Source organism: Kitasatospora sp. GP30 (assembly GCF_029892145.1).
GTDB classification, from domain to species: domain Bacteria; phylum Actinomycetota; class Actinomycetes; order Streptomycetales; family Streptomycetaceae; genus Kitasatospora; species Kitasatospora acidiphila.
In genome coordinates this window covers 81,930-97,776 of record NZ_JARZAH010000014.1, presented here as the reverse complement: position 1 = coordinate 97,776, position 15,847 = coordinate 81,930, and the positions used below count along the sequence as shown (strand labels likewise).

13 protein-coding genes are annotated in these 15,847 nt (G+C 73.5%); 2 read left to right on the top strand and 11 right to left on the bottom strand.

All coding sequences use genetic code 11. From position 1 onward, the window contains the following. Window positions 1-67 precede the first annotated feature (67 nt). Complete coding sequence (locus tag P3T35_RS21205; protein WP_101379016.1) at window positions 68-1,066, top strand: NADP-dependent oxidoreductase; 999 nt, start codon at window positions 68-70, stop codon at window positions 1,064-1,066. On the opposite strand, the gene P3T35_RS21200 is transcribed toward P3T35_RS21205, so the two are convergent. Continuing rightward, window positions 1,050-2,354 carry an MFS transporter gene (locus P3T35_RS21200; protein ID WP_101379015.1) on the bottom strand — a complete coding sequence of 435 codons (1,305 nt, stop codon included), beginning with the start codon at window positions 2,352-2,354 and terminating at the stop codon, window positions 1,050-1,052. The genes P3T35_RS21205 and P3T35_RS21200 overlap by 17 nt on opposite strands. A 72-nt stretch (window positions 2,355-2,426) precedes the next feature. Between P3T35_RS21200 and P3T35_RS21195 the strand changes: the two genes are divergently transcribed. Then, on the top strand, window positions 2,427-3,323 hold the full coding sequence (locus P3T35_RS21195) for a LysR family transcriptional regulator (protein ID WP_180356327.1): 897 nt from the start codon (window positions 2,427-2,429) through the stop codon (window positions 3,321-3,323). Between the two features lie 5 nt (window positions 3,324-3,328). Here the strand turns inward: P3T35_RS21195 and P3T35_RS21190 are convergent, their stop codons facing one another. From P3T35_RS21190 to P3T35_RS21145, 10 genes are all read right to left on the bottom strand, one after another. Next, entirely contained in the window at window positions 3,329-4,615 is a 1,287-nt protein-coding gene (locus P3T35_RS21190) for a recombinase family protein (protein WP_101379013.1), read from the bottom strand. A 145-nt stretch (window positions 4,616-4,760) separates the two neighbouring features. Continuing rightward, window positions 4,761-5,942 (bottom strand): type III PLP-dependent enzyme, encoded by a 1,182-nt coding sequence (locus P3T35_RS21185; protein WP_101379012.1) that lies wholly within the window; start codon window positions 5,940-5,942, stop codon window positions 4,761-4,763. Beyond that, window positions 5,939-7,675: an IucA/IucC family protein gene (locus tag P3T35_RS21180; RefSeq protein WP_101379011.1), complete on the bottom strand. Its 1,737-nt coding sequence runs from the start codon at window positions 7,673-7,675 to the stop codon at window positions 5,939-5,941. Before P3T35_RS21180 ends, P3T35_RS21185 begins: the two co-directional genes overlap by 4 nt. Further along, window positions 7,675-8,898: an MFS transporter gene (locus P3T35_RS21175; protein WP_101379010.1), complete on the bottom strand. Its 1,224-nt coding sequence runs from the start codon at window positions 8,896-8,898 to the stop codon at window positions 7,675-7,677. The genes P3T35_RS21180 and P3T35_RS21175 overlap by 1 nt, the downstream gene beginning before the upstream one ends. Then, the gene (locus tag P3T35_RS21170; RefSeq protein ID WP_101379009.1) at window positions 8,895-10,589 is read right to left on the bottom strand and encodes an IucA/IucC family protein; all 1,695 of its coding nucleotides are present in this window, start codon (window positions 10,587-10,589) and stop codon (window positions 8,895-8,897) included. The genes P3T35_RS21175 and P3T35_RS21170 overlap by 4 nt, the downstream gene beginning before the upstream one ends. Continuing rightward, window positions 10,586-11,788 (bottom strand): ATP-grasp domain-containing protein, encoded by a 1,203-nt coding sequence (locus tag P3T35_RS21165; RefSeq protein WP_101384831.1) that lies wholly within the window; start codon window positions 11,786-11,788, stop codon window positions 10,586-10,588. Before P3T35_RS21165 ends, P3T35_RS21170 begins: the two co-directional genes overlap by 4 nt. 36 nt (window positions 11,789-11,824) lie before the next feature. Continuing rightward, entirely contained in the window at window positions 11,825-12,820 is a 996-nt protein-coding gene (locus P3T35_RS21160) for an iron-siderophore ABC transporter substrate-binding protein (RefSeq protein ID WP_101379008.1), read from the bottom strand. Between the two features lie 132 nt (window positions 12,821-12,952). After that, window positions 12,953-13,744 carry an ABC transporter ATP-binding protein gene (locus P3T35_RS21155; protein ID WP_101379007.1) on the bottom strand — a complete coding sequence of 264 codons (792 nt, stop codon included), beginning with the start codon at window positions 13,742-13,744 and terminating at the stop codon, window positions 12,953-12,955. Continuing rightward, entirely contained in the window at window positions 13,741-14,727 is a 987-nt protein-coding gene (locus tag P3T35_RS21150; protein ID WP_280707269.1) for an iron ABC transporter permease, read from the bottom strand. The genes P3T35_RS21155 and P3T35_RS21150 overlap by 4 nt, the downstream gene beginning before the upstream one ends. After that, window positions 14,724-15,752, bottom strand: a complete 1,029-nt coding sequence (locus P3T35_RS21145; RefSeq protein WP_280707319.1) for an iron ABC transporter permease — start codon at window positions 15,750-15,752, stop codon at window positions 14,724-14,726. The genes P3T35_RS21150 and P3T35_RS21145 overlap by 4 nt, the downstream gene beginning before the upstream one ends. Between the last annotated feature and the right edge of the window lie 95 nt (window positions 15,753-15,847).

Genomic DNA, 15,847 nt, shown 5'->3' with positions numbered 1-15,847 from the left:
GGATCACGCCGGACCGCAACGGATGACGCCGCACCACGCATTGATCACGCCTTCGAGGAGCAGAGCCATGACCCGCACCATCAACGCCGTCCACCAGGTCTCCCGCCCGCAGGGCACCCCCACCGCCGACAACTTCGCCTTCGTCACCGAGGAGCTGGGGCCGCTCGCCGAGGGCACCGCCCTGGTCGAGAACCTCTACCTCTCGGTCGACCCCTACATGCGCCAGGCGATGGACGAGGGCCACTGGGAGCTCAACGCACCGCTGGAGGGCCGCTCGCTGGGCCGGGTGATCGAGTCCCGGACGCCCGCCCTGGCGGTCGGTGAGATCGTCGGCCACCGCAAGGCCTGGCGCACCCACGCCGTGGTCTCGCCGGAGGAGATCCGCCGGATCCCCGACCTGCCCGGCGTGCCGTTGAGCGCCCACCTGAGCGCCTTCGGCGGCACCGGCCTGACGGCCTGGGTGGGGCTCACCCGGGTCGCCCGCCTGCAGCCCGGCGAGTCCGTCTTCATCTCGGCCGCGGCGGGCGGCGTCGGCAGTGCCGCGGGGCAACTCGCCAAGCTGCTCGGCGCCGGCCGGGTGATCGGCAGCGCCGGCTCGCCGGCCAAGGTGAAGCTGGCCACCGAACGGCTCGGCTACGACGTCGCGTTCGACTACCACGACGGTCCGGTCATGGACCAGCTGCGCGCCGCCGCGCCGGACGGCCTGGACGTCTACCTCGACAACGTCGGCGGCGACCACCTGGAGGCCGCCATCGACCGGCTGCGCCTGAACGGCCGGATCGCCTGGTCCGGCGCGATCGCCCAGTACAACTCCGTATCCACGCCCACCGCGCCGCGCAACCTCTTCGAGGTCAACCTCAAGGCGCTGCGGCTGGAGGGGTACCTGGTCAGCCAGCACATGGACGCGCTGCCCGGGCTGTACGAGTTCCTCGCCCCGCACCTCGCCAGCGGCCGGGTGGTGCCCGAGGCGACCGTGGTGGAAGGCTTCGACCGGGTGGTCGAGGCGTTCCTGGGCCTGTTCCGCGGCGAGAACAGCGGCAAGATGCTGGTCAAGGTCGGGGACTGACCGGCTTGGCGGGTCGCGAGGACCGGGTGGCAGGGGCGGACGGCAGTGGCTCGGCCGGGAGTTCGCGACGGCTCCGCACGGGGGAGCGGTAGACCGGCAGGAAGGCCGTCGCCAGCAGCACCCCGCCCACCCACAATGCTGCCTGCACACCCGCCAGTTGGCCGATCAGACCGGCCAGGGCGGCACCGATCGCGAAGGCCCCGGTGAGCAGGAAGCGGAAGGTGGCGTTCATCCGGCCGAGCAGGGCGTCCGGCGTCATCCGCTGCCGCAGGCTGACGCCGAGCACATTGTCCGTGCCGATCTTGAACATGGCCAGCAGCCACCCCGCCCCCGCCACCCAGAGCCAGCAGCCCCGGCCGACCAGTGGCACCAGCAGCCCGGCCGGCGCCAGCCAGAGGCCGGCCAGGCCCAGGGTGCGGCCGTGCCCGAGCCGTGCGGCCAGCGGGCGGGCACAGCGCGACCCGATCAGCAGGCCGATCCCGCCCGCCGCCCAGAAGAGCCCCAACACACCTGCCGGGAAGTGGAGTTGGCGGATGAAGAGAATGGGGAGCATGGTGTTGACGAGCTGGGTGCCGAGGTTGCTGAGAGTGGCGGTGAATGCCAGCGCACGCAGCTCGGGGTTGCCGACCACATGCCGCACCCCCTCGCCGATCTGCCTGCGCAGCGGGGCGGCCGCACTCCCCGCCGGGGTGCCGGAAGCGGGCCCGGTCGTGACGCGGATGGCGGTCAGCCGCAACGCCGAGCCCAGATAGCCGGCAGCGGCGGCCAGCACCGCCACGGGTGCGGTCAGTACCTGAACCAGCGCGCCACCGGCACCGCGACCGACCGCGTTGCCGGCCGCGATCAGGCTCACCACGGCGGCGTTCGCCCGCACCAGCCCGTCCCGGCCGACCAGTTGCGGCAGGATGCTCTGCGAACCGACGTCGAAGAACACCGTGGCCGCGCCGTTCAGCAGCACGATCGCGGACAGTTCCCAGAGCGTCAGCGCGTGCAGCCACCAGGCGAGCGGGATGGCCGCGAACAGCACGGCCCGCACCAGGTCGGCGACGATCAGCACCCGGCGCTGGTGCAGCCGGTCCACCCAGGCCCCGGCGGGCAGGCCGATCAGCAGGAACGCGGCGGTGCTCAGCGCGCCGAGGATGCCGACGTCGCCCGGCGTCGCGTCGAGCGCGGAGACGGCGATCAGCGGGACGGCGACATAGCCCACGCTGGTGCCCAGCTGACTGAGCGTCGTCGCGGTGAACAGGGTGCGGAAGTCGGCGTACCGCCACGGAGAGGGATGATCCACAGCGCAAACCGTGCCGGAGCGGAACCTGGTAGGACAAGCGAAAGAATCAACCACACCGTTAAGCTGAGCTACATGCTTGATGTGAGGCGGATGCAGGTGCTGCGCGCGGTGGTGAGCAGCGGCTCGGTCACCGCGGCGGCGGCGCACCTGGGATACACGCCGTCCGCCGTCAGCCAGCAGATCGCGGCCCTGGAGAAGCAGGCCGGGATCACGCTGCTGGAGCGGGTGGGGCGCGGAGTCCGGCCCACCCCCGCCGGTCGCCTGCTCACCGAGCATGCCGCCACCATCAGCCGGCAGCTCGCCGAGGCCGAGACCGCGCTCGCCGAACTGCGCGCCGGGCGCACCGGCCGGATCGCGATCCGCTACTTCACCACCGCGGGCTCCTGCCTGGTGGCACCCGCCGTGGCCGAGCTGCGCGAGCGCTACCCGGGCGTCCGGATCGACCTGCGGCACAACTCCGCCGACCCGCTGGCGGAGGTGGCGCGGGGCGAGGCCGACCTGGCCCTGCTGGTCGGCGCCCGCCAAGGGGCCCCGGACGGCCTGCAGCTGGTGCACCTGCTCGACGACCCGTACCGCGCCGTACTCCCGGCCGGCCACCCGCTCGCCGCCGAACGCGTGCTCGACCTGGCCGACCTGGCCGACCAGCCCTGGGTCGGCTGCGAACCGGCCGGCCCCTGCGTGGCGCCCGTCCTCGACGCCTGCGCCGCGGCGGGATTCAGCCCCGACCTGGGGGTGACCGGCCAGGACTACGCCACCGCTCGCGGCTTCGTGGCCGCGGGCCTCGGCGTCGCGTTGATGCCCCGCCTGGCCATCGACGGGCGCGACCCGGGCGTGGTGGTGCGTCCGGTGCGCAATCCCGAGCCGCTGCGGGTGATCTACGCGGCGGTCCGGGTGGGTGCGCTGGAACAGCCCGCGCTGCACGGGTTGCTGACGGCCCTTCAGGCGGCGGCCGCCGGGCAGCGGCGGTAGGCGGACTAACCGGCGGGGTGCCGGCGGGGGAGGAGCTCGATGCGGCTCGGGTCGAAGACGCTGCGGCTGGTGGACGAGGCCGAGATGCGGATGCTGGTGAAGAAGTGCCGGAACACGGCGGCCCGGCGGCCCGGGGTCAGTCGGGACCAGCCGAACCGGGCGGCCTGCCCGACCGGCACACCGTCCAGCACCGGCGTCGACTGCGCCTCCAGCAGGGCGATGGTCCGCTCGGCGACATGCGCCTCCAATGACTCGGCGGCGATGTGCCGCGAGCAGTGCTGGGCCTCCAGGCTGCTGTTGGAGGTGCAGGCATAGGTGGGATAGCCGCCGATCGCGGAGCCCACCATGTGCCGCTCGCACCGGGTGCAGCGCAGCAGCGAGGTCAGCGGATACTCGCGGCGCGGCCGGCGGTTGGCGGCCCGGGCCCGCGCCCGGTCGTTGCGCAGCAGCTGCACCGCCTCCCAGTCGGCGACGCTGACGCAGGGCGGCCAGTCGGCGGTCACGTAACTGCCCTCTGGGGTACGGACGATGGTGCCGTCGAGCACCCGCAGGCCGGCGTAGCGCGGCGCCTCCAGGAGTCGGCCCACCCCGCTGACCGTCCAGCGATTTCCATAGGCGGTGGCGATCTGACGGTCATTCAGATCCACTGCCAGGGCGCGGAGGGACTCGCCGGCCAGGAACCGCGCGAACACCTCCCGGACCACCTCGGCCTCCTCCTCGACCAGGGCGGTCATCCCGGTCGCATAGCCGAACCGCCGCAGTCCGCCGCCGTGCGTGCGCCCCTCGGCCGCCGCCTGCCGGTGGGCCCGGCGAGCCCGCGTCGAGGCCTCCCGCGCGGCCCGGGAGGCGCGTTCGGCCCGCTCCAGCAGTTCCTTGCGCACCTCGGGGTCGTTCAAGTCCCTGGGGTGGCCGTGCAGTCGCAGGTCGTACTCGGCGGCCAGCCGCAGCAGTTCGGCGAACGCGCCGGCGTGGCGCTGCAACTGCTCGGCCTGCGGCAGCAGTAGCCGCCGCACCTCGCGTCGTCGCACTGCGGCCAGCAGGCCCTGCCAGCCCGGGGTCGGGCGGGCGTTGGCGTCGAGGCCGGCGGGTGGCCGGGGGTCGGTGAAGACCTGGGCGCCGGTCACGGTGAGCCCCAGCGCGGCGGCCTGGTCATAAGCCAGGCCCAGTTGGGCGTCCAGTGCCGCCCGCCGGTCGCGCGCGGGGTCGGCCCCGGCCGGTCGGGACGGGCTGCTCGGCCAGCAGTACACCGCGGCGTGCTGCGCGATGTCGCTGCCGGGAATGGGTACGGGCACGGTCTGGTCCTCGGTGTGGGCATGGCTCCGCCCCTATAACGGTGTCCGACCGGGACTGGTCATGGCGGCGCACGGAAGCCGCCCGAGACCAGCAGGCAAGGGCAGCCTAAGGAAGGCTAGCCTATCCTCACGGTGCGGGCGCGCACTAGGGGATCAGGTGGAACGTCGGCTGACGGTGCATCAGGAAGTCGTGGTGCGAGATGTTCCAGGCGTAGGCGCCCGCCATCCCGAAGACCACCCGGTCCCCGGTGCGCAGCCGGTCGACCGGCACCCGCTGCGCCAGCGCGTCCTTGGGCGTGCACAGCTGCCCGCACAGGCTCACCCGCTCGCCCGCCACCTCGCCCCGGGGCCACGGCTGCTGCCAGTCGGCGACCGGCAGCACCGTGAACGGCTGGCTGTGGCCACGGGTGGCCGGCGTGCGCAGATGGTGGGTGCCGCCCCGGACCACCGCGAACGGCTCACCGTGACTGCGCTTCACCTCCAGCACCTCCGTGGCGTACCAGCCGCAGTACGCGGTGACCGCCCGCCCGGGCTCGATCCGCAGCCGTAGCCCGGGCTGGCGGTCCAGCAGCCGGGCCAGCCCCGCTCCGCAGCCGGTCCAGTCGAACCGGGCAGCCGGGTCCGTGTAGTCCACCGCCATGCCGCCGCCGATGTTGACCTCGCCGATCGCCAACCCGTGGCCGGCTGCCTTCCGCGCCGCCCAGTCGACGATGCGCGCGGCCAGCGCCAGCAGGGCCGGTGCGTCCAGCCCGCTGGCCAGATGTGCGTGGAAGCCGCGCAGCCGCAGGCCGGTGAACGGCTCCGTGGCGAGCAGTCGCAGGCACTCGTCCAAGTCCGCCGGGTCCAGCCCGAACGGGGTCGGCCGGCCGCCCATCGCCAGCGGCACCGCGTCCAGGGCGCCGCCGGCCACCGGCAGGTTGACCCGCAGCAGGATGTCCAGGCCGCCGGCCGGGCGCCGCGCCGCGAGCCGGTGCAGTTCCGCCACGCTCTCGACATGCCAGCGGTGCACCCCGGCAGCGAGCGCGGCCGTCAGCTCCTGGTCGGTCTTGCCCGGGCCGCCGAACGCCAGCGGCGCATCCGGCACGGTCGCCCGGACGTGGGCCAACTCGCCGCCCGAGGAGACCTCGTAGCCGTCCACGTACTCCCGCAGCGCGGTCAGCAGCGCCGGGTCGGGGTTGGCCTTGGCGGCGTAGTGGAACTCGACCCGAGCCGGCAGCGCGGCCCGGATCGCGGCGGCGTGGGTGCGCAGCGCGCTGAGGTCGTAGAGGTAGGCCGGCAGCGTGTCGACGGGCAGCGCGGCGGCGCGCTCCAGCACGGCGGGGGTCAACGGGACTCCTCCTTGAGCGAGTTGTGCGAGTCGTGGGTGCGGCGGGCCTGGTTGATGACATCGGCGGCCAACGGCGAGGCCAGGCGTACGTATCCGGCCGCCCGATCGGCCTTGCGCTCCCAACGGGTCAGCAGATTGGCCTTCGCGGGCAGCGGCACCCCGGCCAGCAGGCCGCGCAGCCGGGGCGGGCAGCCGTGCGCGTCGGCGTACTCCCGCAGCACGATGCGTACTTCGTCCCACAGCCGCGGCTCCAGCGCGGGGCACTGGTCGGCGATCACGGCGAGCAGCTCGGCCACGTGGTTGACCAGCAGGCAGTACACCACCCGGTCCCAACCGCGCTGCGCGTCATAGGTCATCGGCCCGGCCACCTCCGGCGGCAGACCGGCGAGCAGCGCGGCCTGGTGCTCGGGCAGCAGCTTGGTCCCCTCCAGATCGCGGAACAGCACCTGCCTGGGGCGCCCGTCGGCGTCGACGCCGATGAGCACGTTCTGCAGATGCGGCTCCAGCACCACGCCGTGGTCGAAGTAGGCGGCCAGGACCGGCGGGAGCAGCAGTCGGAGGTAGTCGCCCCACCAGGAGAGCAGCTCGGCCGGACCGGCGTTCGGGAGCAGCCGGGCGAACTGCGCCGAGCTGGTCGGATACTCGTCCGCCACGGCGGCGGCCAGCAGTGCGGTCAGGCCGGGCCGGAGCCGGGCCGAGAGGTCCTCCCGGACGATCAGGCCGAAGCCCTCGAAGAGGGCTCCCGACGGGTCGTCGGGAAGGGCCAGCGTGCGGAAGGCGGGCTCGCGCAGGATGGCCGCGGCCGGGAAGCGGGTGGCCAGCTCGTCCAGCGCGGGCGCCAGCAGCTCGGTCATGGCGACCGCGCCGGTCAGCTCGTAGGCGGCGTTCTTCCGAAGGCAGTTGGTGATCCTGACGTTCAGGCTGAACTTGAGGAACGCGTCGGCGCCGTGCAGGGTGCGCACCGAGGCGGTGGCGGCGAACTCCGGGCCGCCGGTGCCCAGATCGAGCACATCGCCGCGATCCAGGGCGGCCCGCAGGGTGGGGTGGTCGGCAAGCAGCTGGTACTGCCACGGGTGCGCGGGCAGCAGCCGGTAGCCGGCCGGCACCTCGCGCAGGCCGTCCAGCACGGCCGTGGCCGCCGGGTCGACGCTGCGCTCGGCGATCAGCTCCTCGCGCACCGCCAGATACCGCAGCGGGAACGCGGCGCGGGCCTCCGGTGCGTAGGCGGCCCAGGTGGTGCCATCGGCGCCGCGCGCCGAACGGGACTTGGGCGCCGGGTGGAAGCGGTGGCCGAAGAGCAGCGCCTGCTCCGACTCCAGGTAGCGGTCCGCCCCGGCCGCCGGGCGCTCGGCCAGCGCGGCCCCGACGCCCTGCGCGCTGGAGGCCAGCTGGTCGAGGAACTCGTCGTTGGCGACACCGGTGCGCAGCATCAACTCCGCCTGCGCCAGCTCGGCCAACTCCCGCCAGCCGAGCGCCGCCCAGCCGTCGCCGGTCGCCAACTCCACCGGGCCGGCGAACCGGTGGGCACCCAGCAGCGAGGTGCGGCGCAGCGCCACCCGCAGCAGCGCCCCGCGCCTCGGGAGGCGCAGCAGCAACCGCCCGTCGGTGACGGCGGTCTGGTGCTCGGGGCCGGAGACCTCGCGGAGCAGGCAGTTGAGCAGGGTGTGGGTGACGGCCAGGTCGGCGCCGGGCAGCGCGGTGACAGCGGCGGTGGTGGTGGACGAGGGCGACATCAGCGGCTCCCGGGGTTGCTGGGGGAAGGGGCGGAGCGGGGGAGGGAACGGGATCGAAGGGCGCAGCAGAGTGCGGCGGTGAGGGCGGCGGCGGTGCCGATCAGCACCGGGGCGCCGGGCCCGAAGGCGGAGTTGACCAGGGCGGCGACCGCGCCCGCGGCCACCGCACCGCCCTTGGAGGCGAGTTCGAGGGTGCCGAACATCCGACCGGGCGCCCGGCCGTGCGCGGCGGCCGCGGCCAGCACCGCCAGGCAGACCAGCCCGAGGGTCATGCCGAGCCCGAGCACCAGGCGGGTGAGCGCGAACGCCGCCACGCTGTGCGCCGGGGCGTGCCCGGCCAGACCGGCCGCGACCAGCACGAACCCGAGCGCCAGCCCGGCCCGCGGCCGGTGCAGCACGGCGGTGTGCACCCGGGAGGCGAGCAGCAGATAGCACAGGTGCGGCAGGGCGAACAGCAGCCCCGCGACGGTGGAGTTGAGCCCGGGGACCCGCTGCTCCACCAGGGCGATCAGATAGGGGAACGAGACGATGGTGGCGAAGACGAAGGCGAACTCCGCGCCGTACAGCGCCCACAACGCCGAACTCGGCTTCCCGGCAGACCGCTTGCGTGGCGTGCTGACGAGTCGGCCCGGCTCCGGCAGCCGGGTGAGCAGCGCCGCCGCGGTGAGCGGTAGCAGCGCCATCACCACGTACTGGCGGTGCGGCGACAGCCAGGGCGAGAGCGCCCCCACCAGGATCGGCGCGGCCACCAGCGCGGCTCGGGCGCCGCCCTGCATCTGGGTCAGCGCCTTGGAGAGCCCCGGGCCCTCCAGGGCGGCGGCGAGATAGCCGTTGGTGGCGGCAAAGGTGCCGCCGAGGAAACCCTGCAGTACCAGGGCCAGCGTGAACGCCCACAGGCTGTCGGCCAGCCCGGCCAGTAGAAAGGAGACGCTGAGCCCCAGTTGGGCGCGGAGCAGCAGCCGCTTGCGGCCGAACCGGTCGCCCAGCCGCCCCCAGAGCGGGGCGCCGAGCGCGCTGAACACCGTGGGCACGATGTAGAGCAGCCCGGCCCAGCGGCCGTGCGGATCACCGAGGCCGGGCAGGATGGCCGTCAGATAGGGCGGCAGCCCCAGGGCGGCGAACGACGCCACGAAGTAGCAGCCCGCGACCGCTTGCACCTGACGGCGCGAGAGTCCCGCCGCGGGGGCCTGAGTCGACGGCTCGGGGGGAGCGGTGACCGTCATCGGCCCGCCAGGTAGTTGGGACCGCTGGTGTAGTGCTTGTTGATGTCCGCCGCCCCGCTGCGGGCCTTGCTGTACAGGCTGCCCGCGCTCACCATCGCCTTGACCGGCAGGCGTTCGGCGTCCAGCAGTGCGGCTCGCAGCGGCTCGCCGACCGGCCCGAGCCGCTCGATCGCCTCGCCGAGTCGCTTGCGCAGCAGGCCCAAGGTGGTGTCCAGCGGCGCCCGGCCGTGCTCGGCCAGACCGAAGGCGAGGGCGGCCGTGCACAGGTGGCCGGTGATGGTGGTGAACAGGTCGGTCAGCGCCCGGTCGTCCTCGGCGAAGATCCGGCCGTCGTCGAACTCGTCATCGTCCCACGGAAGTCGGCAGCGCGATCGGTTGATCCTGGGCCCGTCGTTGTCCTTGTACAGGAGCCGCAGCCTGGTGCGCCCGTCGGCGCGGTCCAGCAGCAGTGTGGTGTTCTGCTGGTGCGACTCCAGGGCGATGCCGTGGGCGAACAGCGTGGTCTGCCAGTCGAGTAGCAGGGTGAGCAGGGCGTCATAGAGCGCCACCGGGTCACCGCCGTAGAAGCGGTCGGCCAGCCGGTCTATCACCAGGACGCCACCCGGCTCGGGGGCCAGTAGCGCGGCCAGTGGCACCGCCACCGACTCCGGGGTGGCCGGGAAGCGCCGCAGCAGCACCGCGAGCAGCTCATGGCCGGCGTGCGCATAGCACTGCTCGTCGGCGAGCAGCACCGTGTCGGCGAACCGCGGCTCGTGGGCGATCACCTCCGCCAGCAACCGCTGACCGGCGGCGCCGTCCCGCAAGGTGCCGGGCTTGATGGTACGCCGGTTGCGCAGGCCCAGGGTGGCGGTGGCCAGCGGCAGTTTGAGGTGGCAGGCCGGATCGTCCAGGACGGCGACCGTGCGCATCGACAGGGTCGGTCGCACCGCCAGATAGGGGCGGTCGGCCGGCACCGCCTGTTCGGTCAGCCCGGTGGCCTGCAGCGCCTCGGCCAGTGGTGCGCCGAGCGACAACGGGTGGACGGGGATGGTGAGATGGCTCCCGCCCAGTTCCGGCAGGCCGAGCATGGCCGGCGTCGGCCACCAATCGGGCAGCGGGGCGCTGCCGTGCACGGTGAGCGCCTCGCCCGGCAGTGCCAACCAGCGCAGCTCGAAGGAGGGGTGGCACTCCGGGGCGTGGCGCAGCAGGTCGTCGATGTCGAGCCCGGCCCGACCGCGAGCGGTCGGATAGGCCGGGTGGTCGAGATGGGCGGCGAGCGTGTCGAAGCCCAGACTGGCCAGCGGGCCTTCCCAGTCGGCTGGGTCGTCGCCGTAGCAATCGACCAACTCGCCCAGCACGATCGGCAGATGGCGCTCATGCAGCAGCATGGTGGCAAGCGTCTGGCGGCACTCCTCGGTGAACTCGGTGAATCCGGTGGCATCCATGGGGTCGGCGAGTGCCCGGAAAGCTTCGAGGATCGCCGGAAGTTCACCGCGCGGCTCGCCGTCGACCGCCAACAGCGGGAGCCGGGCGCGCAGTTCGCACTGGAAGCCGTCCGGCTCCACGGGCAGCGCGATCCGCTCGTCGGCCAGCACCAGCCAGGGGCCGTCCGCTCGGTGCGTCAGCCTGCCGCGGCTGCGCAGCCCGGCCACGTCTTCGCGGAGCAGGGCGCTGAGCACCCGCACGGTCAACTGCTCGGCGGTGTCGCTCATACCGTGATCTCCCAGCGGTTGGCGGCGATGAACTCGGCGACCGCCCGGTCCACGGCGCCCTGGTCGGGGCCGATCGCCCAGACCACGCCCAGGTAGTCGCGGTTGGTCCGGTAGTGCGGATGCCGCTCGCCGATCCCCCGCAGCGGGCGGTAGCGGAGCCGGATCTCGCCCAGTCGCGCATCCTGCGGACCGGGTGCCGCGGTCAGCGTGCCGGCCCGGTCGGCGTAGACCGCCTCGTTGCGGGCCCGCAGATCGCCGCGCAGCCCCAGCTCGCGCGGCAGCGACTCCCCGAGGTGCACCAGCAGCACCTGCTCGAAGTACCGGATGCCCAGGATCTCCTGGAGCATCAGGTCGCACTGGTCGCCGATCGCCCGGTAGTTGACCTCGATGATCCGAGCCCGCCCGTCCGGCTGCACCACGAACTCGGTGTGGCAGGCGCCCAGTCCCACGCCGATCGCGTCCAGCTGGGCCAGGACCTGCCTGGTCACCTCGGCGGGGTGGGCCGGCACGAACTCCAGCACCTCCTCGATGAAGTGCGGCGGCGGCGACAGCCGCGTCCGGAAGCCGCCGAGCACCACCCGGTCCCGCTGGTCGCCCAGCGTCTCCAGCGTGTTCAGCTGCCCGACCAGGAACTCCTCGACCACCAGCACAGCGCCGGGTCGCCGCTCCCTGATCTCGGCGCAGCGGCCCAGTAGTTCGGCCAGGTCGGCGACCAGCACCACATCCTCGCTGGCCACCCCCTCGCGCGGCTTCACCACACAGGGGAACGGCGGGAGTTCGACAACGGCCGGATCCTGGTCGGCCGTGAGTTCGACGCTGCGCACGGTGTCCAGGCCGGCGGCGGCCAGTCGGCGGCGCAGCTCGGCCTTGTTCTTGGCGCACAGGGTGGCGCGCCAGTCCTTGGCCGGCAGGCCGAAGTACTCGGCCGCCAGCGCGGTCTGGGTCTGCAGGTGGTCGCTGTTGCTGAACACGGCGGCCGGGCCGTCGTGGTGGGCCGAGATGGCGGCGACCACCTCGCGGAAGTCGCCGACCCGGCATGCCAGCACCTCGGCAGGCAGGCCGTGTTCGGCATAGGCGAGCCGGTGCGCGGCCGGGTCGTCGGTCAGGACGGTCACCGCCAGGCCGAGCCGGACGGCGGCCGGCAGAAAGCCCTGGGAGACGGAGTCGGTGGGGTTGTGGGCGAGCAGATAGAGCCGCATGGCGTCCTCACGCATAGGGATGGTCACGTCGGACAGTCACTTGGGGAGGGCGACGCCGGCGGCCTTGGCGATGTCGTTCAGCATCTGGTCGGCGGCCTGCACGCCGATGCCGGACATCCAGGTCTCGTCCGGGACGTTGAAGACCTTGCCGCTCTTGACGGCGTTGAGGCTCCGCCAGACCGGCGTGGACTGCACCTGGCTCTGCTGGGTCCTGGTCGGGTCATCGGCCACGGTGACGAACACCAGGTCGGCGTCGGCCTTGTCGATCTGCTCAGGACTGACGTCCAGCATCGAGGAGTTGACGTCCTGGGAGGCCGGGCGGCGCAGGCCGATGTCCTGGAGCACGGTGCCGCTGAACGAGTCCTTCTGGTAGAGCCGGGTCGGGCCGGCCACGAACCGCACCACGGAGGCGGTCGGCATGGTGCCGCCGTTCTTCGCCTTGATCTCCTCGCCCAGCTTCGCCGCCCGCGCCTGGTAGTCGGCCAGCGCCTGCCGGGCCGCGTCCTCCTTGCCGAGCGCCTTGGCGTAGAGCGTCAGATTGTCCTTCCAAGGGGCGCCGGTGGTCTGGGCGAAGACCGTCGGGGCGATCGCGTTGAGCTTGTCGAAGACCTTCTCGTGGCGCACCTTGGAGGAGAGGATCAGATCGGGCTTGAGCGAGGCGATCAGCTCCAGGTTGGGCTCGGCCATCGGGCCGACGTCCTTGGTGCCGCCCAACTCGCCCTTCAGGTAGGACGGAAAGCCGCCGGCGGTCTTCATGTGCGGGGAGACGGCGCCGACCGGGGTGAGGCCGAGCAGCGTCACATCGTCCAACTCGCCGCTGTCCAGCACCACGACGCGCTGCGGCCGGCTCTTGATCTCGGCGGTGCCCATCGCGTGCTGGACACTGCGGGGGAAGCTCGCGGCGGCGTCGTTCCCGACGGCGGAGGCGGAGGTACCGGTGGAGGCCGGCGTGGAGCCGCTGCTGCCGCACCCGGTGAGCAGGGCGGTGCCGACCGCGGCGGCGAGCAGAACGGCGGGGAGGCGCTTGTGCATTGAGTGGTTCTTCCTTGACGGGAGGCGTCAGAGAGGCCGACGGTTGGGAGGCGTCGGGGAGGGCGACGGGTTGGTACGCGTCAGAGATGCCGACGGGCGGGGTGCGTTAGAGATGCCGACGGTCGGGGTGCGTCAGAGAGGTCGACGCGCTCGGGGGACGACCAGCGGGGTGCCGGTCTCGGGGTCGGGGACGACTTGGCAGGGCACCTCGAAGACCCGCTCCACCAGCTCGGCGTCCAGCACCTCGCCGGGCGGTCCGGCGGCGGCCAGCCGGCCCTCGTGCAGGACGACCAAGTGGTCGGCGTAGCGGGCGGCCTGGCCGAGGTCGTGCAGCACCATGACGACGGTGCGGCCGAGTTCGCGGTGCAGGTCGGCCACCAGGTCGAGGACGTCCAGCTGGTGGCGAAGGTCCAGGAAGGTGGTGGGCTCGTCCAGCAGCAGCAGTTCGGTGTCCTGGGCCAGGGTGAGCGCGATCCAGGCGCGCTGCCGCTGGCCGCCGGAGAGCTGGTCCACCGGCTGGTCGCGCAGTTCGGCGGTGCCGGTTCGGTGCAGCGCGCGCTCCACGGCCTGCTGGTCGGCGGCCGACCACGGGTTGAGCAGCCGCTGGTGCGGATAGCGTCCGAGCCGCACCAGGCCCTCCACGGTGATCGCCTCGGGGGTGACGGGCTGCTGTGGCAGCAGGCCGAGCCGCTTGGCCAGCGTGCGGGCGGGCATCCGGTGCAGGTCGGCGCCGTCCAGGGTGACCGTGCCCGCGGTCGGGTCGAGCAGCCGGGCCAGGCCGCGCAGCAGCGTCGACTTGCCGCAGGCGTTGGGGCCGACCACGGCGGTGATCGCGCCGCCGGGCAGGGTCAGGTCCAGGCCGTCGACCACGGTCCGTTCGCCGTATCGCAGGGTCAGTCGGCTGGTCGCCAGTTCGTTTCTCAACGCGTGCTCCGGGTTTGACGGATCATCAGGACGAGCAGCCAAGGGGCGCCCAGGGTGGCGGTGGCCGCGCCGACCGGCAGGCCCTGGACGGGCAGCAGATGCAGCACCACCACATCGGCGCCGAGCAGCAGCAGCGCACCGGTGAGAGCGCTCAGCAGCACGGTGCCGGGAGTCGGCGGTCCGGCCAGCAGTCGCACCAGGTGCGGCACGGCCAGCGCCACGAACCCGACCGGGCCGCTGAGCGCCGCCGCCAGCGAGGCCAACGCGATCGCCACCAACAGGAGTTGGAGCCTGGCCCGGTCCGGGCGCAGGCCCAGGCCGCCGGCCGACTCGTCGCCGAGGTCCAGCACCGCGACCCGCCGGTCCAGCAGCAGCACCGCGACCAGCAGCACGGCGACCGCGGCGCCGCCCGCCCGGATCTCGGTCCAGGTGCGGCCGTACAGCGAGCCGGTGGTCCACTGCAGCGCGGAGGAGGCGAGTTCAGCCGGGAAGCGGACGATCATCAGGTTGACCGCCGCCGCCAGCCCGGCCTGCACCGCGAGCCCGACCAGCACCAGCCGGCCGACCGCCGCCCGGGACCGCCAGGCGAACGCGCCGAGCAGCCCGGCGGCCGCCAGCCCGCCGCCCAACGCCGCCAGCGGCACCAGGAGTTGGGATGCACCCAGGGCGAGCAGCAGCACCGCGCCGAAGGACGCGCCACCGGTCACCCCGATCACATCGGGCGAGGCCAGCGGATTGCGGAACAGCCGCTGCAGCAACTGGCCGGAGACCGCCAGCGCGGCACCGGCGATCAGCGCCGCCAGCACCCGGGGAGCCCGGAACTCCCGCACCACCAGCACATCGCCGCCCTGGCCGAAGCCGAACAGCGCACGCAGCGCGGTGCCGGGCGACATGGCGACCTCGCCCAGGCTGAGCGCGGTGGCGGCGAGGGCCGGCAGCAGCACCAGCGCGGTCAGGCAGCAGACCGCCGTGCGGCGGTTCACCAGGCGGCCCGCCGGGCCAGCACCGCCAGCAGCGGTGCGCCGAGGAACGCGGTGACGATGCCGACCTCCAACTCCGAGGGGCGGGCCACCAGTCGGCCCAGCACATCGGCGGTCAGCAGCAGGACCGGTCCGGCGATGGCGCAGCCGGGCACCAGCCACCGCTGGTCGGCGCCGAGCAGCAGCCGGACCAGGTGCGGCGCGGCGAGCCCGACGAAGGCGATCGGCCCGGCGATGGCGACCGCCCCGGCGGCCAGCAGCACCACGGCCAGTGCGGCGGCGGTCCGGATCCGGGCCACCGGCACACCGAGCGCCTGCGCGGTCTCCTCACCGAGCGCGAGCGCGTTGAGCGCGGGCGTCACGGCGACCGCCAGCACCAACCCGACCAGCAGCAACGGCCAGACGGGGGTGAGGACTTCGAGCCCCCGCCCGCCGAGCGAGCCGGCCAGCCAGAACCGCGCCTCGTCCAGGGTGCGGCGGCGGAGAAGCATCAGCGCGGAGGTCCAGGAGGCGAGCACCGCGGTCAGCACGGTGCCGCCGAGCGCGAGCCGGGTGGGATCCAACTCGCCGGCCCGCCGGGCCATGGCCTGCGCCGCCAGCCCGGCCAGGCCCGCGCCGGCCACCGCGAACCAGACGTACTCCACCGGCCGGGTGAGCTGCAGCGCGTAGATCGCGGTGACCACCGCGAAGCTCGCGCCGGCGTTGACGCCGAGTGTGGTCGGCGAGGCCAGCGGATTGCGGGTGACGCCCTGGGCGACGGCGCCGGCCACCCCGAGCGCGGCGCCGACCACCAGGCCGAGCACCGTGCGCGGCAGCCGAAGGCCCGTCACCACCTGGGCGTCGGGCCCGCTTCCGGCGTGGTGGCCGAGCAGCGCGTCGATGACGGTCGACGGTGGGATGGCGCGTGATCCCAGGGCCAGGCTCAGGGCCACGCAGACCAGCAGCAGGCAGAGCCCGAGGCCGAGCAGCAAGGTCTGCCGGGCCGCCGGGGATCGCCGCGCCGGGGCCGTGGTGGCCGGCAGTTCGATTCTCAACACGTGATCGATCTTAGGTTAGGCAAACCTAAGTCCGTCAAATCGCCCCTGGCGACTACGGTGCGTCAGTATAAGGTGAGGCTAACCTT